General features: G+C 63.2%; 21 protein-coding genes and 2 tRNA genes. 12 read left to right on the forward strand and 11 right to left on the reverse strand.

Annotated features, from left to right (window positions below; translation table 11 throughout):
* Positions 1 to 86: 86 nt before the first annotated feature.
* Positions 87 to 163: transfer RNA gene (locus tag FJ867_RS07375), tRNA-Pro, on the reverse strand.
* Positions 164 to 304: 141 nt separating this feature from the next.
* Between FJ867_RS07375 and FJ867_RS07380 the strand changes: the two genes are divergently transcribed.
* The 5 genes from FJ867_RS07380 (at position 305) to FJ867_RS07400 (ending at position 3,607) form a co-directional block, all read left to right on the forward strand.
* A complete protein-coding gene (locus FJ867_RS07380) occupies positions 305 to 610 on the forward strand; it encodes an ETC complex I subunit (protein ID WP_140494338.1) in 306 nt (101 codons plus the stop codon).
* A gap of 58 nt (positions 611 to 668) precedes the next feature.
* A tRNA-Arg gene (locus FJ867_RS07385) sits at positions 669 to 745 on the forward strand.
* Positions 746 to 1,034: 289 nt separating this feature from the next.
* Positions 1,035 to 1,259 (forward strand): hypothetical protein, encoded by a 225-nt coding sequence (locus tag FJ867_RS07390; RefSeq protein WP_140494336.1) that lies wholly within the window; start codon positions 1,035 to 1,037, stop codon positions 1,257 to 1,259.
* A gap of 185 nt (positions 1,260 to 1,444) precedes the next feature.
* Positions 1,445 to 2,233, forward strand: coding sequence for a GGDEF domain-containing protein (locus FJ867_RS07395; protein WP_140816971.1), 789 nt, complete (start codon positions 1,445 to 1,447; stop codon positions 2,231 to 2,233).
* 153 nt (positions 2,234 to 2,386) lie between these two features.
* Positions 2,387 to 3,607 carry an anion transporter gene (locus FJ867_RS07400; RefSeq protein ID WP_140561862.1) on the forward strand — a complete coding sequence of 407 codons (1,221 nt, stop codon included), beginning with the start codon at positions 2,387 to 2,389 and terminating at the stop codon, positions 3,605 to 3,607.
* Positions 3,608 to 3,727: 120 nt separating this feature from the next.
* Here the strand turns inward: FJ867_RS07400 and FJ867_RS07405 are convergent, their stop codons facing one another.
* From FJ867_RS07405 to FJ867_RS07425, 5 genes are all read right to left on the reverse strand, one after another.
* Complete coding sequence (locus FJ867_RS07405) at positions 3,728 to 4,048, reverse strand: cupredoxin family copper-binding protein (RefSeq protein ID WP_140494330.1); 321 nt, start codon at positions 4,046 to 4,048, stop codon at positions 3,728 to 3,730.
* On the reverse strand, positions 4,045 to 4,569 hold the full coding sequence (locus FJ867_RS07410; protein WP_140494328.1) for a DUF4142 domain-containing protein: 525 nt from the start codon (positions 4,567 to 4,569) through the stop codon (positions 4,045 to 4,047). The genes FJ867_RS07405 and FJ867_RS07410 overlap by 4 nt, the downstream gene beginning before the upstream one ends.
* 116 nt (positions 4,570 to 4,685) lie before the next feature.
* Positions 4,686 to 5,354, reverse strand: a complete 669-nt coding sequence (locus FJ867_RS07415) for an RNA polymerase sigma factor (RefSeq protein ID WP_140515501.1) — start codon at positions 5,352 to 5,354, stop codon at positions 4,686 to 4,688.
* Between the two features lie 90 nt (positions 5,355 to 5,444).
* Positions 5,445 to 6,533: an HPP family protein gene (locus FJ867_RS07420; RefSeq protein ID WP_140515503.1), complete on the reverse strand. Its 1,089-nt coding sequence runs from the start codon at positions 6,531 to 6,533 to the stop codon at positions 5,445 to 5,447.
* A 212-nt stretch (positions 6,534 to 6,745) separates the two neighbouring features.
* Positions 6,746 to 7,930 carry a cystathionine beta-lyase gene (locus FJ867_RS07425; RefSeq protein WP_140816972.1) on the reverse strand — a complete coding sequence of 395 codons (1,185 nt, stop codon included), beginning with the start codon at positions 7,928 to 7,930 and terminating at the stop codon, positions 6,746 to 6,748.
* A gap of 591 nt (positions 7,931 to 8,521) precedes the next feature.
* Between FJ867_RS07425 and FJ867_RS07430 the strand changes: the two genes are divergently transcribed.
* The 5 genes from FJ867_RS07430 (at position 8,522) to FJ867_RS07450 (ending at position 13,562) form a co-directional block, all read left to right on the forward strand.
* Entirely contained in the window at positions 8,522 to 9,550 is a 1,029-nt protein-coding gene (locus FJ867_RS07430) for an amino acid ABC transporter substrate-binding protein (RefSeq protein WP_140494320.1), read from the forward strand.
* Between the two features lie 65 nt (positions 9,551 to 9,615).
* Complete coding sequence (locus tag FJ867_RS07435) at positions 9,616 to 10,803, forward strand: amino acid ABC transporter permease (RefSeq protein WP_140494318.1); 1,188 nt, start codon at positions 9,616 to 9,618, stop codon at positions 10,801 to 10,803.
* Between the two features lie 4 nt (positions 10,804 to 10,807).
* Positions 10,808 to 11,965 carry an amino acid ABC transporter permease gene (locus FJ867_RS07440; RefSeq protein WP_140561868.1) on the forward strand — a complete coding sequence of 386 codons (1,158 nt, stop codon included), beginning with the start codon at positions 10,808 to 10,810 and terminating at the stop codon, positions 11,963 to 11,965.
* Positions 11,966 to 11,980: 15 nt separating this feature from the next.
* On the forward strand, positions 11,981 to 12,784 hold the full coding sequence (locus FJ867_RS07445; RefSeq protein ID WP_140494315.1) for an amino acid ABC transporter ATP-binding protein: 804 nt from the start codon (positions 11,981 to 11,983) through the stop codon (positions 12,782 to 12,784).
* Positions 12,785 to 12,899: 115 nt separating this feature from the next.
* Entirely contained in the window at positions 12,900 to 13,562 is a 663-nt protein-coding gene (locus FJ867_RS07450; RefSeq protein ID WP_140816974.1) for a TIGR02117 family protein, read from the forward strand.
* Positions 13,563 to 13,596: 34 nt separating this feature from the next.
* Here FJ867_RS07450 and FJ867_RS07455 read toward each other — a convergent pair whose 3' ends face one another.
* Together FJ867_RS07455 and FJ867_RS07460 are read right to left on the reverse strand one after the other, a co-directional pair.
* Positions 13,597 to 14,820 (reverse strand): FAD-dependent monooxygenase, encoded by a 1,224-nt coding sequence (locus FJ867_RS07455; protein ID WP_140584478.1) that lies wholly within the window; start codon positions 14,818 to 14,820, stop codon positions 13,597 to 13,599.
* An 18-nt stretch (positions 14,821 to 14,838) separates the two neighbouring features.
* The gene (locus FJ867_RS07460; protein WP_140494310.1) at positions 14,839 to 15,084 is read right to left on the reverse strand and encodes a zinc-finger domain-containing protein; all 246 of its coding nucleotides are present in this window, start codon (positions 15,082 to 15,084) and stop codon (positions 14,839 to 14,841) included.
* 200 nt (positions 15,085 to 15,284) lie between these two features.
* Between FJ867_RS07460 and FJ867_RS07465 the strand changes: the two genes are divergently transcribed.
* Both FJ867_RS07465 and ppx read left to right on the forward strand, forming a co-directional pair.
* Positions 15,285 to 17,477, forward strand: a complete 2,193-nt coding sequence (locus FJ867_RS07465) for an RNA degradosome polyphosphate kinase (RefSeq protein ID WP_140816976.1) — start codon at positions 15,285 to 15,287, stop codon at positions 17,475 to 17,477.
* Positions 17,477 to 19,012, forward strand: a complete 1,536-nt coding sequence (ppx, locus tag FJ867_RS07470) for an exopolyphosphatase (RefSeq protein ID WP_140558888.1) — start codon at positions 17,477 to 17,479, stop codon at positions 19,010 to 19,012. The genes FJ867_RS07465 and ppx overlap by 1 nt, the downstream gene beginning before the upstream one ends.
* Before the next feature lie 280 nt (positions 19,013 to 19,292).
* Here the strand turns inward: ppx and FJ867_RS07480 are convergent, their stop codons facing one another.
* The 3 genes from FJ867_RS07480 to fumC form a co-directional block, all read right to left on the reverse strand.
* The gene (locus FJ867_RS07480) at positions 19,293 to 19,697 is read right to left on the reverse strand and encodes a DoxX family protein (RefSeq protein ID WP_140494304.1); all 405 of its coding nucleotides are present in this window, start codon (positions 19,695 to 19,697) and stop codon (positions 19,293 to 19,295) included.
* A gap of 171 nt (positions 19,698 to 19,868) precedes the next feature.
* Positions 19,869 to 20,291 carry a DoxX family protein gene (locus FJ867_RS07485; protein ID WP_140494302.1) on the reverse strand — a complete coding sequence of 141 codons (423 nt, stop codon included), beginning with the start codon at positions 20,289 to 20,291 and terminating at the stop codon, positions 19,869 to 19,871.
* 179 nt (positions 20,292 to 20,470) lie between these two features.
* The gene (gene fumC / locus FJ867_RS07490) at positions 20,471 to 21,868 is read right to left on the reverse strand and encodes a class II fumarate hydratase (RefSeq protein WP_140549217.1); all 1,398 of its coding nucleotides are present in this window, start codon (positions 21,866 to 21,868) and stop codon (positions 20,471 to 20,473) included.
* Positions 21,869 to 22,219 lie beyond the last annotated feature (351 nt).

Genomic DNA, 22,219 nt, shown 5'->3' on the forward strand with positions numbered 1-22,219 from the left:
CATCGACAACCCGTTCGGCACGAGGTTGTCACCCATGTCTTAGGTACATTCTGTTACCTATGTCTTCGGGCCGTACATGTGAAAGGTGGTCGGAGTGGAGAGATTCGAACTCCCGACCCTCTGGTCCCAAACCAGATGCGCTACCAGGCTGCGCTACACTCCGAACGGTCTGTTGCCTATTCATTTCAGTGTTCCATGGCAAGTGCAAAAACCTGCAGGTGCAAAAACCTTGCCGCCGTCGGCATTGCGCAGTAATGACGGGCGAAGAGGCGGCCATGCTGCCTTGCACAGCAATGAGGTGGTCATGTCCGCGCGCATTTTCAGTCCAGCCAAAACCGCGATGCAGTCCGGCACGGCCAAGACCGGCCATTGGGTGCTGGAATTCGATCCCGAGATGCGCAAGAAAATCGACCCGCTGATGGGCTACACCACTTCCGGCGACATGAGGAGCCAGATCAAGCTGACCTTCGATACGCGTGAAGAGGCCGTGGCCTATGCCGAGAAGGAAGGGCTCGCCTACCGCGTCGAGGAGCCGAAAGAGCCCAAGCGCCGCCAGATTTCCTATGCGGAAAATTTCCGCTATGACCGCAGGACGCCCTGGACGCATTGACCGGCAAAGCCCGGGCGGGCGCCAGCGCAGACATCTTACCGGCTCCGAGCCGGCCAGCGGTCCCGTAGCTCAGCTGGATAGAGCACCGGCCTTCTAAGCCGATGGTCACAGGTTCGAATCCTGTCGGGATCGCCAATCTTTTCAACGGCTTAGCTGCTCCGGACGTGAGGAATTTCAACGCGGGCAGGAATCCGGTCGGAACTTTTCATCCCTTTTTGTCTTCCCGAATGCGCTTGCCGGCGCGACGGCGGCCCGCCGCCGCCGTGGCGCCCTTTCCGTATTATTTCGTGACCTTGTCGCGCGGGAACCTTCGCAAGGATCACGCGTTCGGGGCCTTGTATTCGCGGTCCCTCATAAAAGTAAGCATTCGGGCTGCGAATGGCGGGCAAAACAAGCATGGGTTGGGGAAGGAGAAAACCGCGTCATGTCGAAACGTGAAATTGGAACGTCGCCCGCCTTGGGGCGACGTATCGCCGAGCTCAAAGCCAAGATGCAAACCGCCCGGATTTCCGACCATGAGCTGAAGACCTTCCACAAGGTTGCCGCCATCATGGGAGCGGGCGAAGGCTCTCTAGGCCTGGATGCCGACGATCTGATCGCGGCATCCTTTGTTGCAGAGACGCTGGGCGAATCGGCGCCCAACGGCTGACGGCAGGACCCTCCTGTCGTAGGTCCGGATCGATGATCCGGACAAATCTTCGAGACGCAGGCCGGAGGCGGCCGCCGGTCCGGCGGCCGTAACCCTGCAACCTCTGCCGTCGAATTGGAGGGAAAGTCTTATCGTTTTGTTTGCGTTGGCGCGTCATAGTAGACGCGGCTAACGGAGTTGAAGAGATGAAGCTCGACCTGGCGCCGACGAGTTGGGGCAGGGTGATCGCCGTCACCGCCGCCGGCACGGCGTTCTTCATTGGCGTGGCGTTTTTCGTCGATTCGTTCAATTTCCCGTATCTTTCCCCCGAAGCTGTGTGGCGGGCTCAGCTGACCGACATTCTGTTGCCCCTGGTGCTGGGTGGATCGTTTCTCTTCTTCCTGATGTGGAAGATACGCCAGTTGGCCATTGCCCAGCGCGATCTCACCGTCGTTGCCGCCACCGACAGCCTGACGGCGGTGCTCAACCGCGGCGCTTTCTCCATGCTGGTCGAAGCCTATCTCGAACAGGTCCGCAAACAGGCGTCGGCCAATTCCGGTGCGCTGCTGATCATCGACGCCGATCACTTCAAATCGATCAATGACCGGCTTGGGCATGACTGCGGCGACCAGGCGCTCAAACTGATCGCGCAGACGATCAAGGATCAGCTCCGCGGCACCGACATCGTCGGCCGCATCGGCGGCGAGGAATTCGGCGTGTTTCTTCCCGGCGTCGATCCCTCGCAATCCTGGCTGGTTGCCGAAAGCATCCGCCGGCGAATTCGTGAGGTGGAATTTTCGCCGGGCGGCCGGTCCTGTCCGCTTTCCGTCAGCATTGGCGGTACTGCCTTTAACGGGCCGACTACCTATGAGGAGATATTCTCGGCAGCCGACAGGCGGCTCTATGCAGCCAAATCGAATGGACGCGACCAGGTCAGTTTCGATCCGATGGTTTCTCAGCAAACGCCGCCAGCCGCGACAATCACGGTTCATTGAGGCGGATCCGGCCAGCCACCGGCGCCGGGGGCGCGTCGCTGGGGATTTCTGCAGCCATCACGCAGAAGGTATTTTCGCTTTGCGCGCCGCCCGCTAAAGGTGGTGGCCACAGCTCCGGCCGGGGCTGAATGCATCGGGCAGGGCCTTCTTCGCATGACATTGATGGGCGCGGCGGCACTGCTGATCCTGGTCCTGACCTATGCCGGCGTCGCCGTCGGCCGCATACCAGGCCTGCGCCTCGATCGGGCGGGGATCGCACTGCTCGGCGGGGCCGCGATGATCGCCATCGGGGCGATCAGCCTGGAGGATGCCTACCGCGCCATCAATTTCGACACCATCACGCTTTTGCTCGGCATGATGATCGTAGTGGCGCATCTGAAGGTCTCGGGCGCCTTTCGCGGCCTCGGTGCCATCGCGATCGAGCATGCGCATGCGCCGTTCATGCTTTTGGTTATGGTGACCCTGCTGACCGGCCTGCTGTCGGCCTTCCTGGTCAATGACGCCATCTGTCTTGTCATGGCGCCGATCGTCGTTCACGTCACCCGCGCCATCAAACGCAATCCGGTTCCTTACCTCATCGCGACCGCCACCGCGTCAAATTGCGGCAGTGTCGCCACCATCACCGGCAATCCGCAAAACATGGTCATCGGTGCGCTGTCGGGCATCTCCTATCCGGCCTTTTCAGCGGCTCTGGCTCCGGTTGCCCTGTTCGGTCTCGTCGCGGTCATCGCCATTGTTCGCATCGTCTACCGCACCGAATTCGCGCGCAACGGCGAATTGACGCCACAGGTCTCGCGCGGCCGCATGCATCGCCGCCAGGTGCTGAAAGCGGTGGTGGTTTGCATCGGACTGGCCGTTGCCTTCTTCGCCGGTGTGCCTGTCGCCAAGGCGGCGCTCATCGGCGGCGCCATCCTCCTGCTCACCCGCGCCATCAAACCAGAGCGCATCTATCGCGAAATCGACGGGCCATTGCTGTTCATGTTCGCCGGCCTGTTCATCGTGGTTGCCGGCGCCGAACGAACGCTGCTGACACCGGACATCGTCGCATCGGCCAAGAACCTCGGGCTGGACGACGTCTGGCGCCTGTCGGGCTTCACCGCGGTGCTCTCCAACATAATGAGCAACGTGCCGGCCGTGCTGGCGCTGCGGCCCTTCATCCCCGGCCTGGAAAACCCCGAGCGCGCCTGGCTGGTCGTCGCCATGAGCTCGACGCTGGCCGGCAATTTCACGCTCCTGGGCTCGGTCGCCAATCTGATCGTTGCCGAACAGGCGCGCGCCGCCGGCACGTCGCTGTCGTTCGGCGCTTTCTTCAAAGTCGGCCTGCCATTGACGCTGCTAACGCTGGCGGCTGGCACGGCATGGCTGGCGCTCTGATCCCTGGCGCGACTGTTCCGTGCTCAATTGCTGCGGAGTGACGGGTGCTCCGGAGTGGCGGGTGCTCCGGAGTGACGGGGCTTGGTATTTGCGGCCAAGTCCCGCCACCGGCCCAGATTTTCAGGGCGCCACTACCAATCGGCCTTTCATGTTGGGATGGAAGCGGCAGAAATAATCAACCGCTCCCGCCGTCTTGAGGGTCAGTTTTCCCTTCGCCTTCGGCGGGATCATCACCTCCCAGCCGCCCTTCACCGTGGCCGTGTGGGCGAATGCGTCCTTGTTCACCCACTCGATCGTGTCGCCGACCCTTGCCTCGACGCTTGCGGGCGAGAAGACGAGCTTGTCGATCGTCACCTCGATCGTCGCTGCCGGCGCCGGGCCGGCGGCAAGCACCAGCGCCAGCCAGGCAAGGAGCGGTCGGATCAGCACGGCCGCTTTCATTTCAACATGCCGGCGACATGTTCGGCATGCTGCTCATGCCCCTGGAAGATCTTGAGGCCGGTTTCGAGCAGGCTCTTCAGCTCGGCATTGCTGGCCGACGGAATGAGCAGGGTTTCGAGCGCTCCATTGACCTGCTTGTGGTAGGCCACCTCGTTTTCGATATAGGCCTTGTCGAAGGCAGCCCCTTTCAGCTTGGCGAGCTTGGCATGTTCCTCTTTCGCCGCCTTGGTCAGCGCCTGGCTGGTGGCATTGTCTTCCGGCTTCACCTTGAGCTTCTTGAGCAGGTCGAGCGCCTGCTTGTTCACCGCTTCGTGGTCGCGCTCCATGTCCTTGGCGAAATCGACGACTTCCTTGTTCTTGGATTTCTTGATTGCCTGCTTGGCCGCCTCGATGTCGATCATGTCGGCTGTGTAGGCGATGTGGGCGATCTGCGGGTCGGTCGGCTTGTCGGCAGCTTGCGCGAATGGGGCAGCGCCAAGCAGCAAGAGGGCGGCAAGCGCTGCGGTGTGTCTGATAAGCATGGCATCTCCTTCCGCCCGACAGCCTGGGCAGCGGGCTTCATCTGGGTTGACATTCATTGGATGAGGATGGCGCGGAAACGTTCCCGACAAATCGGCGAAAGATCTGGCTTTGAAGATCACCCCTCGAATCCGAGCCGCTTCATCACGGCCTGCGTCAGCCGTTCGCAGCGCCGGCCGGCGAAGGGGAAGGCGTCGAGCAGCACCGGCCCGATCTCGTCGTCCAGCGCCTTGCGCAGCAAAGCGCGGGCGCGGTGCAGTCTCGTCTTGACGGTCTCGGGCCGCACGCCGAGCAGGTCGGCGGTCTCCTCGATGCTCAGGCCCTCGATGACGCGGGCCACGAAAACCGCGCGATAGGCGTCGGGCAGGCTGTCGGTCGCCCGCTCGACAAGCCCGAGGATCTGCCGCTGCGCCATCGTCCGCTCCGGATCGTCGCTTGGGTTGAGGGGAAACCGGATGATCTGCGCTTCCGGGTTTTCAGGCATGGCCACGGTTCGCCGTCCTTTGCGAAGCCGCCCGAGCGCCTCGTTGATGACGATGCGCGACAGCCAGGTGGAAAGCGAAGCATCGCCGCGATAGGTGCCGAGATTGGTAAAGGCCCTGACATAGGCCTCCTGCACGATGTCCTCGGCCTCGCTGTCATTGCGCACCATGCCGCGCGCCAGTCGGTAGAGCCGCTGGTTGTTCAGCTTCATGATCTTGCGAAAGGCATCGCTGTCGCGGGCAAGCGCGCGGGCTACGAGCCGGAGCTCGTCCGTCGCTGTTGATGTTGCCGTCAGCGCAGGCATGTGTCCTCCATCGATCCTTGCACGAAAGATTGGATGCAGGTTTCGAAAAAAGGTTCCCGAAAAATCACGCCAGGCGATCCGCCTGGCTGCCTATGCTAGCACTTTGGCCGGCTCCCTGCCGGTGTTTTGCATCCGCGCCGTCGCGGCCAGCAGATCGGTTTGCGTGATCAGCCCGAGGATGTGGTTTTTATCGTCGACGATGATGACGGCGTGACTGCGCCCGTCGGTCAGCACTGGCAGCAGCGCCATGGCGTTCGAGCCGGCAGTTGCGGTTGCCGCCGGCGAGATCACGGTTCCGACCGTGCCGGCCGCCAGCGTCAGTTCCCGCAAGCCCACGGTTCCGGCCAGCCTTGCCTCAGCATCCACCACCGGCAAGGTTCGTATGTTGTGGTCAAGCAGCAATTGGCGCGCAGCGGCGGCTGGCGTGTGCTCGTCCACCGAGATGACGTCGCGCGACATGATGTCTTGGCACCGCAACGTCGCATGCTCGCGCACCATGGCCTGCAATTCGACCTGCCGCAGCAGCCGGTCGAGATCGCCCCGATCGATGTCGAAGGTCTCGTCGAGCGCTCCAAGCGCGGCGTCGATGTCCTCGGAGCGAAAACCGACACGCAATTGCGCCGGCGGATCGATGGTGCCGTGACTGTTTACCGGCGCCGGGGCCGGCACGTGCGGGTAGTTGCGCCGGGCCAGCTTGTGGAAGCCGTAGCCAAGCGCCACCAGCAGCATCGAATTGACCGCCACCGGCACGAAAGGAAAAAGGAAGCCGGCGCTGATCACGGCTGGGCCGCCGAACACCGCGGTCAATGCCGCCGCACCCCCGGGTGGATGCAGGCAGCGCGTGAACGACATTGCGGCAATCGCCAGCGCTACCGCAATACCGGTGGCGAGCACCGGCTGGTGCACGAATTGCACCACGATCACGCCGACAAGCGCCGAGATCGTGTTGCCGCCGATGATCGACCAGGGCTGCGCCAGCGGGCTGGCGGGCACCGCGAACAACAGCACCGCCGATGCTCCCATTGGCGCCACCAGCAGCGGCACATGTGGCCCGCTACCCAGTGTGAGTCCGCTGATCGCGCCAGTCAGCGCAATGCCGATCATCGCACCGACGCAGGCGATGATGCGTTCGCGCAGCGTCGCGCCGGCAAGAATGGGAACAAAGAGGCGGAACGCCATGGGCAGGCTCTTGGTGCGGTGGCTGGGGAATGATTTCCGCTGCCGCAATGAAGCGGAAGCCGGCAATTTGGAAGTCAAACAAATCCGCAAAACTGCGGATGGGGAGAATAATATTGCCGACATGGCCGGACCGGGGCGCCGCGTGCGGCCCCCGTTTGCTCAATCGCGTCAAGGCCTTGCGGGCGCTGCTGGTATCGGTCCGAGAGGTCGCGTCAGGCCGCTGCGGCGGCGGTGAGCCCGCGAAGAATATCGGTCATGAGGTCCTCGACATCCTCGAGGCCGATCTGGAGACGAATCAACGGCCCTTCATAGGGGCCCTTGGCAACGACGCGGTCGCCGAGCCAGACCGGCACGGCAAGGCTCTCGTAACCGCCCCAGGAGTAGCCGAGACCGAAGATCCGCAATGCGTCGAGGAACGCGTGCTGCTGTTTCTGGCCGCCGCCGGCAAGCACGATGGAGAAGATGCCGCTGGAGCCGGAAAAGTCACGCTTCCACAGCGCGTGGTCGGGATGACTGGGAAGGCCAGGGTGGAGCACGCGCGCCACGCCCTTCTGGCCCTCCAGCCATGCCGCGATGGCGAGCGCGCTGCGCTGATGGTGATCGAGGCGCACCCCCATGGTGCGCAAGCCGCGCAGCACCTGGTAGACGTCTTCGGGTCCGGCGCAGCAGCCAAGCGTGCAGAAGCTTTCATACAGCTGTTTCCAGCAGGCCTCGGTGGCCGACACCGTACCCAGCAGCACGTCCGAATGGCCGGCGGGATATTTCGTCGCCGCATGGATCGAGATGTCGACGCCATGGTCGAGCGGACGGAAATAAAGCGGCGTCGCCCAGGTATTGTCCATCATGACGATGGCACCGGCGGCGTGCGCGGCCTTGGCGATGGCTGGTATGTCCTGCACCTCGAACGTGTTTGAAGCCGGCGATTCCGTGAACACCACCTTGGTGTTCGGCTTGATCAAGGCGGCGATGCCCGCGCCGATGCCGGGAGCATAATACTCGACCTCGACGCCGAGCCGCTTCAGCATCGTGTCGGCGAAGTTGCGCGTCGGATGATAGACGCTGTCGACGATCAGCAGGTGGTCGCCCGCCGAAACGAAGGCAAGCAGCGGCACCGTCACCGCCGCCAGGCCCGACGGGACCACGATCGTGCCGGCCGACCCCTCCAGCGCGTCTATGGCCTGGGCCAAGGCGTCGGTGGTCGGTGTGCCGCGCGTGCCGTAGGTGTATTTCTGGTCCCGTCCAGCCATCGAGGCGGCATTGCGGAACAGCACCGTGGAGGCGTGCACGACAGGCGGATTGACGAAGCCGAAATAGTCGTGCGGGTTGTTGCCCGAATGGGCAAGCCGCGTGTTGATGCCCATTTTGCCAGTCACCGGCTCGTTGCCGTCTTTTGCCATTCGTCGTCGCCTTTTTTGGTAAGCCGCTAGCCATAGTGCGGCGACATGGACCGCGCAACAGCCGGCTTTCGCCAGGACCCCGACTTCGAATGTGCCAATTGCCGGAGCCGCCGCAGGCCGACTGCAAGCGTAATGGCGCGGCCAGAAAGCCCGCCGCCGGCAGCGGCATGCGTCGCCTGATAGCGCAAAGCGTACCTCACCATGACCCAGATCCAGCCAGAGGGCGCAGACATCGGCACGCAACCGGCCGGCAGAGCACAGTAACGCAGAGTAATCGGGCGGATGGATTTTTTGCGGACAGAGCGCAGCCTGGCGTAGGGCGAGCTTCGCCGGCTTTATTCGCGCTTCTGACTAAATTGCGGGCGCGTTTGTCTGCTATTCAGGCAATTGCGGCAAACGATTTTCAAACCCATCTGAATTCGGTCATTTTCCTTGACCTCACAGGAATTATCGCCTTCGATGCTGTTCGTGAATGGGAGGCGGCGCGTCGACTGCGATGCGGAGTTCCGGAAATGGGCCGGAACGAAAAGCTGCGTTCACGCGGGAAAAAAAGATCAGGTTTGCCTGAAAACAGAAAAGGGTCTGTGGGTCATGAAACACATTGCAATCGGCATCCTTGGAGCCGCCGCGCTTGGAGCCGTGGCTTCAACGGCTTCAGCCACCACGCTCGACACGGTCAAGCAGAAGGGCTTCATCCAGTGCGGCGTCTCGACGGGTCTGGCCGGCTTCTCCGCGCCGGACGACAAGGGTGACTGGCAAGGCATCGATGCCGATTTCTGCCGCGCCGTGGCGGCCGCCGTCTTCGGTGACGGCTCCAAGGTCAAGTTCACGCCGCTCAGCGCCAAGGAGCGCTTCACCGCGCTGCAGTCGGGCGAGATCGACATCCTGTCGCGCAACACCACCTGGACCATTAACCGCGACACGGCACTTGGCCTGAACTTCATCGGCACCACCTACTATGACGGCCAGGGCTTCATGATCAACGCCAAGAAGCTGCCGGGCGTCAATTCGGCGCTTCAGCTGTCCGGCGCCGCCGTCTGCGTGCAGAGCGGCACCACCACCGAGCTCAACCTCGCCGACTACTTTAAGGCGAACAAGATGGAGTACAATCCGGTCGTTTTCGAGAAGCTCGAAGAGGTCAACGCAGCCTATGACGCCGGCCGCTGCGACGTCTACACCACAGACCAGTCGGGCCTTTACGGCATCCGCCTGACGCTGGGTGCGCCGGCCGATCACGTCGTGCTGCCGGAGATCATCTCGAAGGAGCCGCTCGGACCGGCGGTGCGCCAGGGCGACGACCAGTGGTACCATATCGTCAAGTGGACCTATTTCGCGCTGCTCGACGCCGAGGAACTCGGCATCACCAAGGCCAATGTCGACGAGATGAAGAACTCGGCCAGCCCTGAGATCAAGCGCGTGCTTGGCCAGGAAGCCGACACCAAGATCGGCACCGATCTCGGCGTCTCCAACGACTGGGTCGTCAACATCGTCAAGGCGGTCGGCAATTACGGCGAAATGTTCGATCGCAATGTCGGCTCGGGCAGCCCGCTGAAGATCGCCCGCGGCATCAACGCGCTGTGGACCAAGGGCGGCCTGCAATACGCTCCGCCGATCCGCTGATCGAAATGTGATCCGGAAGGCAGATGGTTCTGCCTTCCGGTTTCTCTTTCACAGGGGACGGTGATATGGCATCGCAGGAAGTCCTTCGCGAGGACACAAGTCGCGGCTCCTTTATCAACGACCCGAAAGTCCGCAGTCTCTTCTTCCAGACACTGGTCGTCGTCGTTCTGTTCGGCTCTGTCTGGTGGATCGTGCAGAACGTCATCGACAATCTGCAGCGTCTTCACATCGCCTCCGGTTTCGGCTTTCTCAGGGGCCGCGCCGGATTCGACATCTCGGACACGCCGATCGCCTACACGTCCGATTCGACCTACGGTCGCGCCATCATTGTCGGCCTGATCAACACCATCATCGTCGCCGTGGCCGGCATCGTCACCGCGACCATTATCGGCTTCGTCATCGGCATCGGCCGGCTGTCGCAGAATTGGCTGATCCGCAAGATCTGCACGGTCTATGTCGAGATCTTCCGCAACATCCCGCCGCTGCTGGTCATCTTCTTCTGGTATTCGGGCGTGCTGGCCGTGTTGCCGCCGCCGCGCGAGAGCTATAACCTGCCTTTCGGTTCCTTCCTCAACCAGCGCGGTTTCTATTTCCCGCGCGCCGTCTGGGGCGAGGGCTCATGGCTGATCTTCGTGGCGCTCATCGTGGGTATCGCCATGGCCTGGTTCGTCGCCCGCAAGGCGCGCCAGCGGCAGATGGCGACGGGTCAGCAGTTTCCCGTGTTCTGGACGTCCGTCGCGCTGATCGTCGGCCTGCCGCTGCTCGCCTATGCGCTGAGCGGCTTTCCGCTGAGCTTCGATTTTCCGAAACAATCGACCTTCAACCTGACCGGCGGCTTCCAGGTCAAGCCGGAGTTCCTGTCGCTCTATCTGGCGCTGTCCTGCTACACGGCGGCCTTCATCGCCGAGATCGTGCGGGCCGGCATCAGGGGTGTCAGCAAGGGCCAGACCGAGGCCGCCGCCGCACTTGGCCTGCGCTCGGGATCGATCCTGCGGCTGGTCGTGGTGCCGCAGGCCATGCGCATCGTCATCCCGCCGTTGACCAGCCAGTATCTCAACCTGACCAAGAACTCTTCGCTGGCCATCGCCATCGGCTATCCGGACCTGACGGCGACCGCCGGCACGGTGCTCAACCAGACCGGCCAGGCGGTCGAGGGCGTGCTGATCATGATGATCGCCTATCTCATACTCAGCCTGGTGACCTCGGCCGTGATGAACGTGGTCAATGCCAGAATGGCGTTGGTGGAAAGGTAGGGCCATGCAGGAACACGACATGTCCTGGGTGCGCACCGAAATGGCCCTGGCGGAGGCGGCGCCGATCAGCGAGCGTGGCCTGTATGCCTGGGTCCGCAAGAACCTCGTCGGTTCGGTCGGCGACACCATCCTCACCATACTCGGCATCATCATCGTCGCCTGGGTCCTGCCGCAGGTCATCAACTGGGCCTTCATCAATGCCCAGTGGACCGGGCCGGACCGGACCGTCTGCGCGACAGTGGCGCAGGGCGGCATCCAGCCCGATGGCTGGAGCGGCGCCTGCTGGGCCTTCGTCAACGCTAAGTTCGGCCAGTTCATGTTCGGCACTTATCCGGTCGAGGAGCGCTGGCGGCCGATCCTGGTCGCTATCCTGTTCGCGGCGCTGCTGGTGCCGATGCTGATCCCCAGCGTGCCGCGCAAGGGCCTGAACGCCATCCTGCTTTTCCTGGTGCTGCCGATCGTCGCCTTCTTTCTTCTGGTGGGCGGCGTGTTCGGTCTGCCGCATGTCGAGACGTCGCGGTGGGGCGGACTGCTGATCACGCTCAGCCTCTCCTTCGTCGGAATCGCCGTGTCGCTGCCGCTGGGCACCGTGCTGGCGCTCGGCCGGCGCTCCAAGATGCCGATCGTCAAGATGCTGTGCATCATCTTCATTGAAGCTGTGCGCGGCATCCCGCTGATCACAGTGCTGTTCTTCGTCAGCGTCATGCTGCCGCTTTTCCTGCCCGCCGGCGTCACCTTCGACAAGTATCTGAGGGCATTGATCGGCGTGTCGCTGTTTGCCGCCGCCTATATGGCGGAAGTGGTGCGCGGCGGCCTGCAGGCGATCCCCAAGGGCCAATATGAGGGCGCCGATTCGCTCGGCCTCGGCTATTGGCAGAAGATGGGACTGATCGTGCTGCCGCAGGCGCTGAAGCTGGTCATTCCCGGCATCGTCAACACGTTCATCGGCATGTTCAAGGACACCAGCCTGGTCCTCATCATTTCGATGTTCGACCTGCTCGGCGTCGTCAAGCAGAACTTCTCGGACGCCAACTGGGCGACGCCGCAGACCGCGAAATCCGGTCTCGTGTTCGCCGCCTTCGTGTTTTGGCTGTTCTGCTTCGGCATGTCGCGCTATTCAATGTATACGGAACGCCGGCTCGACACCGGTTACAAACGATAAAAAGGGGATTGGTTCATGGCCACCGAAAACGCCGTCAGCGCGGAAGAGATCAAGGTCAATGCCGCGAAGATGCACATCTCGACAACCGATGTCGCCATCGACATCATCGCCATGCACAAATGGTATGGCGAGTTCCATGTGCTGAAGGACATCAACCTCAAGGTGATGCGCGGCGAGCGCATCGTCATCTGCGGCCCGTCCGGCTCCGGCAAGTCCACCATGATCCGCTGCATCAACCGGCTCGAAGAACACCAGAAGGGCAAGATCTTCGTCGACGGCAAGGAATTGACCAACGATCTCAAGAAGATCGACGAGGTGCGCCGAGAGGTCGGCATGGTGTTCCAGCACTTCAACCTGTTCCCCCACCTGACCATCCTGGAGAACTGCACGCTGGCGCCGATCTGGGTCCGCAAGACCCCGAAGAAACAGGCCGAGGAGATGGCCATGCATTTCCTCAAGCGCGTCAAGATCCCCGAGCAGGCCAACAAATATCCGGGCCAGCTCTCCGGCGGTCAGCAGCAGCGCGTGGCGATCGCCCGTTCGCTGTGCATGAACCCGCGCATCATGCTGTTCGATGAGCCGACCTCGGCACTCGACCCGGAAATGATCAAGGAAGTGCTGGAGACCATGGTTAGCCTTGCCGAGGAAGGCATGACCATGCTGTGCGTCACCCACGAGATGGGCTTTGCGCGGAAAGTCGCCAACCGGGTGATCTTCATGGATCAGGGCCAGATCGTCGAGCAGAACACGCCGGCCGAGTTCTTCGATCACCCGCGCCACGAGCGCACGAAGCTGTTCCTGTCGCAGATATTGCACTGAGCGCTGCTTCGTCGAAATGGAAGGAGCCCGGCCGCGCCACGGTCGGGCTTTTTCACATTTGGCCGATCGGATCGTTTCGATTGAAACGTGATGGAACCGGAAGAACTATGCCCGGATGAGAAAACGCCTTCGTTTCCTGGCCATGCTGGTTGCCGCGGTGGTGCTGGTCGCGGCACTCGGCACGCTGGTGCCGCGGCCACTTTGGCCGGCTGCCGCGGCCGGCGAGGGCGTCAGGCACATTCTGGTGCTGAGCAATCCGATCCACACCGACATCGCCATTCCCGTCGATGACGGCGTGCGCCGGCGCTTTCGCTTCCTCGCCGCTGCCGGCCAGCCTTCCGACGCGCCCGAGGTGCGCTACATCGTCTTCGGCTGGGGCGGCCGCGCCTTCTACCTGGAGACGCCGACCTGGTCACAGCTGAAGGCGATGCCCGTATTCAAGGCCCTGACGCTTGACGCTTCAGTGATGCATGTCGAGGTCGCCGGCGATATCTCCGGACCCGACGTTGCCGGCTTCGACATCCCGGAAGACCGCTTTGCCGCATTGCTCGACTTCATCGATGCGAGTTTTCAGCAAGGACCAGGCGGGCCGATCGTCATCGCAGGGGCCGCCTATTCCAATTTCGACCGCTTCTATGAGGCGAACGGCCATTTCAATGCGCTGGCCGGCTGCAACACCTGGACCGCGGCCGCCTTGCGAACCGCCGGCCTGCGCACCGGTTGGTGGAACCCGTTGCCGGTCTCGCTCGGGTGGTCGTTGAGGCTGTATAATTGCTAGGTCGCGCAGATAACGCCAACGCCTCGTTCGAGTTCTAGGCCCGCCACCCATAAAGCCAGTCCAAATCCGCGGCGAGCTTCTCCGGCGCCCGCATTTTCAGGAAAAGGTTGCGCGCCAACGCCACCGGACCCCAGGCATGCCAGGCAAGGCGGTTGAGGGCGCCGCGACGTGCCACTCTCACGACGCGCGGCCGGCGCAGGCCTTCCCAGATTTGAAGACTTCCGGCGAGATCGGCAGGGGAGGCGGCCATGACGTCGGCAAGCGTGGCGGCATCCTCGATGGCCATCGCGGCGCCCTGTGCCGCGAACGGCGTCATGGCATGCGCCGCGTCGCCGACCAGCGCGATGCGGCCCGACCTTACCCATGGCTGCTTCTGATCGACCGTATGGATCGGCCAGGCCGCCCACGGGCCGGCCAACTCCGCAAGCCTTGCCAGCGCCGGCGCGGTGCGGCGCATGGCGCCGGCCAGGATTGCGGGATCGGCATGGCCGGACCAGCCTTCGGCGATACGCTCGCCCCTGGTGAAAGCGACGAGGTTGATGGCGCTGCCCTTGCTGACGGGATAGGCGACCATGTGAAAGCCGGGATGCAGGAAGGTGGTGACGCAGTCCGGCGCACCGATCTCTGCAAAAGCTTGCCCGGCAGGACTGTCTGCGCTGACGGTTGCCCGCCAGGCCAGTTCGCCGGAGAAGTGGCTTTTCGCAAGCCTGGTTTTCCTTCCTTGGTCGGCAAGTCCGCGCATCGACGACCAGACGCCATCGGCGCCGACCAGAAGGAAACCTTCCGCCGCGACGAGCCTGCCACCCACATCGGCTGCCGCGGTGACGCCTGAACTGCTGATCGTGACGCTGCCAAGGCGCGCACCAGTAGTGAGATGAACATCGGGCATGGCAGCCACGCGCGCCATCAGCGCGTTTTGCAGGTCCGCTCGATGCGCCACGAGGTAGGGCGCACCCCAGCGCGCCTCGCCGGCTCGTCCAAAAGGTACGCGCGCCAGTTCGCCCAAGGTTGCCGCATCCTTCAGCACCACGGCTTCCGGCCTGACGGCATTGGGAAGAAGTGCGTCGAGTACGCCGAGCTCACGCAGGATGCGTGTCGCGTTGGGCGAAAGCTGGATGCCGGCGCCCGCCGCTTCTAGGCGCTGCGCCTGTTCGAAGATCCGTACGGGATAGCCCCGCTCGGCGAAAGCCAACGCCGCGGTCAGCCCGGCAATACCCGCCCCGGCGATGATGACTTGCCGGGACTGTGCGTCTGCCATTGGCCGGGCCGCTGGAAGTCAGGCGGCCTGGTCGATGTAGAGGCAGCCGGCCGGCAGCGTTTCCATCGCCGTCAGCTTCGGCGAATAGCGGTAGAGCGTCGAGCAGTAGGGGCAGACCTTCTCATTGTCGTCGCCCATATCGAGAAACACATGCGGATGGTCGAAAGGCGGGTTGGCGCCGGTGCACATGAATTCCTTGACTCCGATATCGATCGCCGGATGGCCCGCATCGTTCTGGAAATGGGGAATGGAACCGCCTGCCATCGTCGTCTCCTTTAGCGCAGTCTGCTCAGCGTTTGGATCATAACCGGCCTGTTTGCAAGTTCGATGAAATGAAACTGTCGCAAAAGCCTGTCAGAGGATAAGTTAAGCCGGTTAACCGGCTGGAGCATCGCGGCCAGGCGCAACAGCCTGGGCGCCGCCCGAAAGCGGCGAAGCAACCAGACGTGGGAAGAGCAGGAACCATGAACGAACTGAAGCCGGTCCAGAGCGAGTTCATCAATGCGGAAGCGGCAAGCCCGGAAGGCAATCCGGATCGTTTCGTCAATCGCGAGTTCTCCTGGTTGCAGTTCAACCGCCGCGTGCTCGAGGAATCGCAGAACACAAACCATCCGCTGCTGGAGAGGGTACGTTTCCTGTCGATCTCCGCGGCCAATCTCGATGAGTTCTTCATGGTGCGCGTCGCCGGCCTGGCCGGCCAGGTTCGCGAAGGCATCGTGTTGAGAAGTCCGGACGGGCGTACCCCCGAACAGCAGCTCGAACAGCTGCTGCGCGAGGTCGAACGGTTGCAGGAAGACCAGCAGAAAAGCCTTTCGGCGCTGACCGTGCTGCTCAACAAGGAAGGCATCGAGAGCATCACCCGCGACGCGCTGACCAAGGACGAGAAGGCCTGGCTGGAGGAGCACTTCCAGGACCAGGTGTTTCCTGTTCTCACGCCATTGTCGATCGACCCGGCGCATCCGTTCCCGTTTATCCCCAATCTCGGCTTCTCGATGGCGCTGCAGCTTCGCCATCGCAAGAACGGCGAGGAGATGAGCGCGCTCTTGCGCCTGCCGGTGGCGCTGAAGCGTTTCATCCGTTTGCCGGACCGCAAGCACCATGTCCGCTTCATCCCGCTGGAAGAGGCGGTCGGCCTTTACATCGGCAAGTTGTTCCCGGGTTACGAGGTCAAGGGCTCCGGCACGTTCCGCATCATTCGCGACAGCGACATCGAGGTCGAGGAGGAATCGGAAGATCTCGTGCGCCTGTTCGAGACCGCGCTAAAGCGCCGCCGCCGCGGCTCCGTCATTCGCATCGAGTTCGACATGCTCATGCCGGCCGAACTGCGCGAATTCGTCGCCGGCGAACTCGGCGTTTCGTCGAGCCGCATCAGCGTCCTGACCGGCCCGCTGGCGCTCAGCCAGATTTCGGAGATCGTCGCCGTTGCCCGCGACGACCTCAAATTCACGCCCTACAATCCGCGTTTCCCCGAGCGCATCCGCGAGCATGGCGGCGATTGCTTCGCCGCTATCCGCGAGAAGGACATCATCGTCCACCACCCCTACGAATCCTTCGACGTCGTGGTGCAGTTCCTGCGCCAGGCGATGGCCGACCCGGAAGTGGTGGCGATCAAGCAGACGCTTTACCGCACCTCCAATGACAGCCCGATCGTGCGTGCGCTGGTCGACGCGGCCGAGGCCGGCAAGTCGGTGACCGCGCTGGTCGAGCTCAAGGCGCGCTTCGACGAGGAGGCCAACATCCGCTGGGCGCGCGACCTCGAGCGCGCCGGCGTCCAGGTCGTGTTCGGCTTCCTCGAGCTCAAGACCCACGCCAAGATGTCGCTGGTGGTGCGGCGCGAGGACGGCAAGCTGCGCAATTATGTGCATCTGGGCACCGGCAATTACCATCCGGTGACCGCGCGCATCTACACCGACCTGTCCTTCTTCACCACCGATGCAACGATCGCACGCGATGTCGCCCAGCTTTTCAACTTCATCACCGGCTATGCCGAGCCGACCGCCGAAATGCGGCTGGCGATCTCGCCCTTCACGCTGAGGAACCGTATCCTGCAGCACATCTCCGATGAGGTCGCCCACGCGCTCGAGGGACGGCCGGCACGCATCTGGATGAAGATGAACGCCCTTGTCGATCCGATCATCATCGACGCGCTCTACGACGCCAGCCGAGCGGGCGTCGAGATCGACCTGGTCGTGCGCGGCATATGCTGCCTGCGGCCGCAGGTGCCGGGCCTGTCGGAAAACATCAGGGTCAAGTCGATTGTCGGCCGTTTCCTCGAGCACAGCCGCATCTATTGCTTCGGCAATGGCTACGGCCTGCCGTCGGACGAGGCCGTCGTCTACATCTCCTCGGCCGACCTCATGCCGCGCAACCTCGACCGCCGCGTCGAGACCATGGTGCCGATCACCAACCCAACCGTGCATGAACAGGTGCTGGGCCAGATCATGCTCGGCAACATCATGGACAATCAGCAAAGTTTCGACGTATTGGCTGATGGAACCTCCCGGCGCGTCGTGCTCGAGGAGGGCGAGGAGCCGTTCAACGCACAGGAATATTTCATGACCAATCCGAGCCTGTCGGGACGGGGTGATGCGCTGAAATCGCATGCGCCGAAGCGGATCGCGCAATTCAAGCGCCGCAAGAAGAACGCCGCCGCCTGATGCTGTCCGATTCCCAGGGCCGGCTGCAGGATCGCCGACCGCTGTCCATCATCGACATCGGCTCGAATTCGATCCGCCTTGTCGTATATGAGGGGCTGGCGCGCTCGCCGACCATGCTGTTCAACGAAAAGATGCTGGCGGGCCTCGGCCGCGGCATCGTGTCGACGGGGAAGCTCGACCCCGAGGGCGTGACACGGTCGATGGAGGAGTTCCGCCGCTTCCGCGCGCTCTCCGACCAGGCCGGTGCCGAGCACATGTACGTGCTGGCGACCGCCGCCGCGCGCGAGGCCGTCAACGGCCCCGATTTCATCCACCGCGCCGAAGACGTGCTCAAGACCGAGATCCGCGTGATCAGCGGCCGCGAGGAAGCCCATTATTCCGCGCTCGGCGTCATCTGCGGCTTTCATCCGGCCAACGGTATTGCGGGCGACCTCGGTGGCGGCAGCCTTGAACTGGTCGACGTCAACGGCGAAGCGATCGGCGACGGCATAACGTTGCCGCTGGGCGGCCTGCGCCTGCAGGACATGGCCAAGAACTCGCTCACGCAGGCGGCGAAAATCGTGCGCGACGAGCTGGGGCGGGCGAAGCTGCTGAAAGGCGGGCAAGGCAGGCCTTTCTATGCCGTTGGCGGCACCTGGCGAAATCTCGCCCGGCTGCACATGGAGATGACCAACTATCCGCTTGGCGTCATGCACCACTACGAGATCGGCGTCGAAAGTGCCGCCAATTTCCTGCGGCAAGTGGCGAAAGGCGAGATCGAGAAGATCAAAGGCATCGAGGGCGTTTCGAAGAACCGCCGCTCGCTCCTGCCTTACGGTGCCATCGTGCTGCAGGAGATCATGGCGGCGATGCAGCCGTCGAAGATCATCGTCTCGGCGCTCGGCGTGCGCGAAGGCTTCCTCTATTCGCTGCTCGACCAGGCCGAGCAGAAGGCCGATCCGCTGATCTCGGCATCGGAGGAACTCGCCCGGCTGCGCTCGCGCTCGGTCACCCATGCGCATGAACTCGTCGACTGGACGGCCAAGACCTTTGCCGCTTTCGGCATCGACGAGACCGAGGACGAGGCGCGCTACCGCCACGCGGCGGCATTGCTGGCCGACATCGGTTGGCGCGCGCATCCCGAATATCGCGGCAAGCAATCGCTCAACATCATCGCCCACGCCTCCTTTTTCGGCGTGGACCACCCTGGCCGCGCCTATCTGGCGATGGCCAACGCTTATCGGCACGACGGCATCTTCAACGAAGCCATCGCGCCCGAGATCAAGGCGCTGGCGACACCGCGCTATCTGGAGCGAGCGCGGGTGCTGGCGGCATCGATGCGCGTCGTCTACCTGCTGACCGCCTCGATGCCCGGCGTCATGCCGAGACTGAAATGGGAGCAGCGCGGCAATGGCGTGCTGGCGCTGGTCTTGCCGGCATCGCTGGCAGATCTCTATGGCGAGCGCCCGGCCGGGCGCCTGGCGCAACTGGCGCGAATTACCGGCCGCCGCCTGGTACTGGCGGTCGAGGGTGGGCCGAGCGTTTCGGTGAAATAGGTACGGCCTACCAGAGCGTGAGTTATCTGATCCACGCCGATATTGACCAACTCAATCGCGCCACTTGTTCAGCGGCTTCGTGTTTGAAGACCGGCTTCCCCCACTCCGTCTTGGCTTCGCCAAGCCACCTCTCGCCCGTCGATCGGGGGAGAGGTGTCGAGCGCAGCTCGACGGAGTGGGGGTCGACTTGACACGGGCGTTGGCTTGGCTCGGGCATTGAGAGTCCAACCCGGGGCATTTGTCTGGTTGGTTCCGGGCCTGCCCTTGGATTTAGGCGATATCAAACAGCAGCCCGCCCGTCGACCGACCAGGCGCCGGCGCCGGCCATGGCGAGCGCCAGAAAGCCGCCCGATATCGCGATGTCCTTCATCAGCATCTGCTGGTGCAAGAAGGCAAGCGTCGCATCATCGGCGCCCTGGCCGTAATGGCCGATGAAGCCGGCAACGATGCAGAAGGCGGCCAAAAGCAGAGCCACGATCCGGGTCTGGAAGCCGATGAGTATCAGCAGTCCGGCGATCAGCTCGAACAGGCCCGTGCCCCACGCGGCGAGCCCCGGGAGCGGCAGGCCAAGGCCGGCGAAATAGCCCGATGTGCCGGCAATGTCGGCGAGCGCATGGAAGCCTGACGGTACGAACAGCGCGGCAAGCAGCAGCCGCGAAGCCAGAAGCAGTGCGTTGCGAGGCATGGTCACCTCCGTTGTCGGTTGGCCGGTTTGGGCCTTTACCCACCCGGACCGATCGATCCTACCACCAATGCCCCGGCAAATCCGGGCGCTGAATTGAGGCTTCTGGACCGACAACGAAACAGTGGCGCGGAAAATTCCGCGCCACTGCTGTCAAAGACGGGGGAGGGAAGTTCAGCCGCGCTTGGCGTCGACCGAATAGGCGCCGGCGCCTGAGGAAGCCAGCACGAGGAAGCCGCCGGTGATCGCCAGGTTCTTCATGAAGTTGATCATCTGCATCTGGTCGGCCCAGCCGGTGTGGGCGACCAGGGCCGTGGCGACGGTGAAGATCGCCAGCACCCAGGCGGCAATCCGGGTCTGGAAGCCGACGAGAATGGCCAGACCGCCGAGCAGTTCGATGAGGCCGACGACGATGGCCGTCACGGTCGGCAAGGGCAGGCCGAGGCCGCCGAAATAGGCCGCGGTGCCGGAAAGGGCGCTGAGCTTGCCGAAACCGGAAAGCAGGAAAATGACCGCGAGCAGGATGCGGCCGAGCAGGATCGTGACAGAACTGTTGGACGCGGTGCCGGTGCCGGCGAAGGAAGTGTTGGTGGACATGGTGGCTCTCCGAATGGGGTTGATCGCCCGTCAGATAGACCATGCTGACTGTTCACCAAAGCCGCCTGTCTGGCGACACATTGTTCACAGGACATACGTTTCCGTGAACCGGTGAAAAACGGAAATTCGTGCCGGTCGATGCGGTGGCGGGAGCATATTTTCCCGCCGAAAAAGTGCCTTCACCCAGGATGGGTCATATCTTCCGGCCGCACGATCCGATCGTAATCGGCTTCGCTGACCAGCCCGGTGGCCAGCGCTTCCTCGCGCAGCGTGGTACCGTTCTTGTGCGCGGTCTTGGCGATCTTGGCGGCGTTGTCGTAGCCGATGGTGGGCGCAAGCGCCGTCACCAGCATCAGCGAGCGGTCGAGGGCCGCCTTGATGTTGTCTTCGCGCGCCTCGATGCCGACGACGCAATTGTCGGTGAAGGAGACCGAAGCGTCGGCGAGCAACTGCACCGATTGCAGGAAGTTGTAGGCCATCAGCGGGTTGTAGACGTTGAGCTCGAAATGGCCCTGGCTGCCGGCGAAGGTGAGGGCTGCATTGTTACCGAACACCTGCACGCAGACCTGGGTCATCGCTTCGCACTGCGTCGGGTTGACCTTGCCCGGCATGATCGAGGAACCCGGCTCATTTTCCGGCAACGACAGCTCGCCAAGTCCCGAGCGGGGCCCTGAACCGAGGAAGCGGATGTCGTTGGCGATCTTGAACAGCGCGGCGGCAGCGGCGTTGATGGCACCGTGCGAGAACACCATGGAATCATGGGCGGCGAGCGCCTCGAACTTGTTCGGGGCGGTGACGAAGGCGATGCCGGTGATGGCTGCGATGCGGTCGGCCACCCGTTCGGCGAAGCCGACGGGCGCGTTGAGGCCGGTGCCGACGGCGGTGCCGCCCTGCGCCAGTTCCTGCAGGCCGGGCAACGTCAGCTCGATGCGCTTGATCGACGAAGCGACCTGCGCGGCGTAGCCCGAGAATTCCTGGCCCAGCGTAAGCGGGGTGGCGTCCTGCGTGTGGGTGCGGCCGATCTTGATGATATGGTTGAACTCTCTGCTCTTGGCGGCGAGCGCCTTGTGCAGGTGCTTCAGCGCCGGCAACAGGTCATGCACGATGCGCTCGGCGCAGGCGATGTGCATGGCGGTCGGGTAGGTGTCGTTCGACGACTGGCTCATATTGACGTGGTCGTTCGGGTGCACCGGCTTCTTGGAGCCCATGACGCCGCCCAGCATCTCGATCGCCCGGTTGGAGATCACCTCGTTGGCGTTCATGTTGGATTGCGTACCCGAGCCGGTCTGCCAGACCACCAGCGGGAAATGGTCGTTGAGCTTGCCGTCGATGACTTCTTGAGAGGCTTCGACGATCGCCTTGCCGATCGCCGGATCGAGCCGCTTCAGCTCCATATTGGCTTCCGCCGCCGCCCGCTTGACGATGCCGAGCGCGCGCACGACGGATGCCGGCTGCTTTTCCCAACCGATCTTGAAGTTGCCGAGCGAACGCTGCGCCTGCGCGCCCCAATAGCGGTCGGCGGCGACCTCGATGGCACCGAACGTATCGGTTTCGGTTCTGGTCTTGGCAGCGCTCACGGCAAGTCTCCGGTCTGTCGATTTGGGCAACGGCGTATCGCGTTGCACAAAACGCATCAAGCGGAGATTGCGGGCGGTGAAGATGCAAATCGGTTGAAGACGGAGCCAATCTCCCCGCTCGTGGGGAGATGCCCGGCAGGGCGGCGGGGGCGCGAAGGAACGCTATCTGTCGTCATTCAACTGCGTTCAGGTTAGAACAAGCGCGGAAGTGCAATCGAATGAGAGATCGGCGGGACAGCGCCCCCCTCTGGCCTGCCGGCCATCTCCCCCACGAGGGGGAGATCGGCTGTCCACTCACTCCGCCGTATACCCGCCGTCCACCGCAAAGACGCCGCCCCGCCTCTGATCAGA

Origin of the sequence: Mesorhizobium sp. B2-5-3 (genome assembly GCF_006441005.1) — a bacterium.
Lineage (GTDB): Bacteria > Pseudomonadota > Alphaproteobacteria > Rhizobiales > Rhizobiaceae > Mesorhizobium.

What these genes read in the sequence shown, in the direction of transcription:
- FJ867_RS07445 (WP_140494315.1), top strand. Translation starts at nt 11,981, where the DNA reads ATGGCCACCGAAAACGCCGTCAGCGCGGAAGAGATCAAGGTCAATGCC.
- FJ867_RS07380 (WP_140494338.1), top strand. Translation starts at nt 305, where the DNA reads ATGTCCGCGCGCATTTTCAGTCCAGCCAAAACCGCGATGCAGTCCGGC.
- FJ867_RS07430 (WP_140494320.1), top strand. Translation starts at nt 8,522, where the DNA reads ATGAAACACATTGCAATCGGCATCCTTGGAGCCGCCGCGCTTGGAGCC.
- FJ867_RS07395 (WP_140816971.1), top strand. Translation starts at nt 1,445, where the DNA reads ATGAAGCTCGACCTGGCGCCGACGAGTTGGGGCAGGGTGATCGCCGTC.
- FJ867_RS07465 (WP_140816976.1), top strand. Translation starts at nt 15,285, where the DNA reads ATGAACGAACTGAAGCCGGTCCAGAGCGAGTTCATCAATGCGGAAGCG.
- FJ867_RS07390 (WP_140494336.1), top strand. Translation starts at nt 1,035, where the DNA reads ATGTCGAAACGTGAAATTGGAACGTCGCCCGCCTTGGGGCGACGTATC.
- FJ867_RS07425 (WP_140816972.1), bottom strand. Translation starts at nt 7,930, where the DNA reads ATGGCAAAAGACGGCAACGAGCCGGTGACTGGCAAAATGGGCATCAAC.
- FJ867_RS07400 (WP_140561862.1), top strand. Translation starts at nt 2,387, where the DNA reads ATGACATTGATGGGCGCGGCGGCACTGCTGATCCTGGTCCTGACCTAT.
- FJ867_RS07420 (WP_140515503.1), bottom strand. Translation starts at nt 6,533, where the DNA reads ATGGCGTTCCGCCTCTTTGTTCCCATTCTTGCCGGCGCGACGCTGCGC.
- FJ867_RS07405 (WP_140494330.1), bottom strand. Translation starts at nt 4,048, where the DNA reads ATGAAAGCGGCCGTGCTGATCCGACCGCTCCTTGCCTGGCTGGCGCTG.
- FJ867_RS07480 (WP_140494304.1), bottom strand. Translation starts at nt 19,697, where the DNA reads ATGCCTCGCAACGCACTGCTTCTGGCTTCGCGGCTGCTGCTTGCCGCG.
- FJ867_RS07435 (WP_140494318.1), top strand. Translation starts at nt 9,616, where the DNA reads ATGGCATCGCAGGAAGTCCTTCGCGAGGACACAAGTCGCGGCTCCTTT.
- FJ867_RS07415 (WP_140515501.1), bottom strand. Translation starts at nt 5,354, where the DNA reads ATGCCTGCGCTGACGGCAACATCAACAGCGACGGACGAGCTCCGGCTC.
- FJ867_RS07455 (WP_140584478.1), bottom strand. Translation starts at nt 14,820, where the DNA reads ATGGCAGACGCACAGTCCCGGCAAGTCATCATCGCCGGGGCGGGTATT.
- FJ867_RS07460 (WP_140494310.1), bottom strand. Translation starts at nt 15,084, where the DNA reads ATGGCAGGCGGTTCCATTCCCCATTTCCAGAACGATGCGGGCCATCCG.
- FJ867_RS07410 (WP_140494328.1), bottom strand. Translation starts at nt 4,569, where the DNA reads ATGCTTATCAGACACACCGCAGCGCTTGCCGCCCTCTTGCTGCTTGGC.
- ppx (WP_140558888.1), top strand. Translation starts at nt 17,477, where the DNA reads ATGCTGTCCGATTCCCAGGGCCGGCTGCAGGATCGCCGACCGCTGTCC.
- FJ867_RS07440 (WP_140561868.1), top strand. Translation starts at nt 10,808, where the DNA reads ATGCAGGAACACGACATGTCCTGGGTGCGCACCGAAATGGCCCTGGCG.
- FJ867_RS07485 (WP_140494302.1), bottom strand. Translation starts at nt 20,291, where the DNA reads ATGTCCACCAACACTTCCTTCGCCGGCACCGGCACCGCGTCCAACAGT.
- FJ867_RS07450 (WP_140816974.1), top strand. Translation starts at nt 12,900, where the DNA reads ATGAGAAAACGCCTTCGTTTCCTGGCCATGCTGGTTGCCGCGGTGGTG.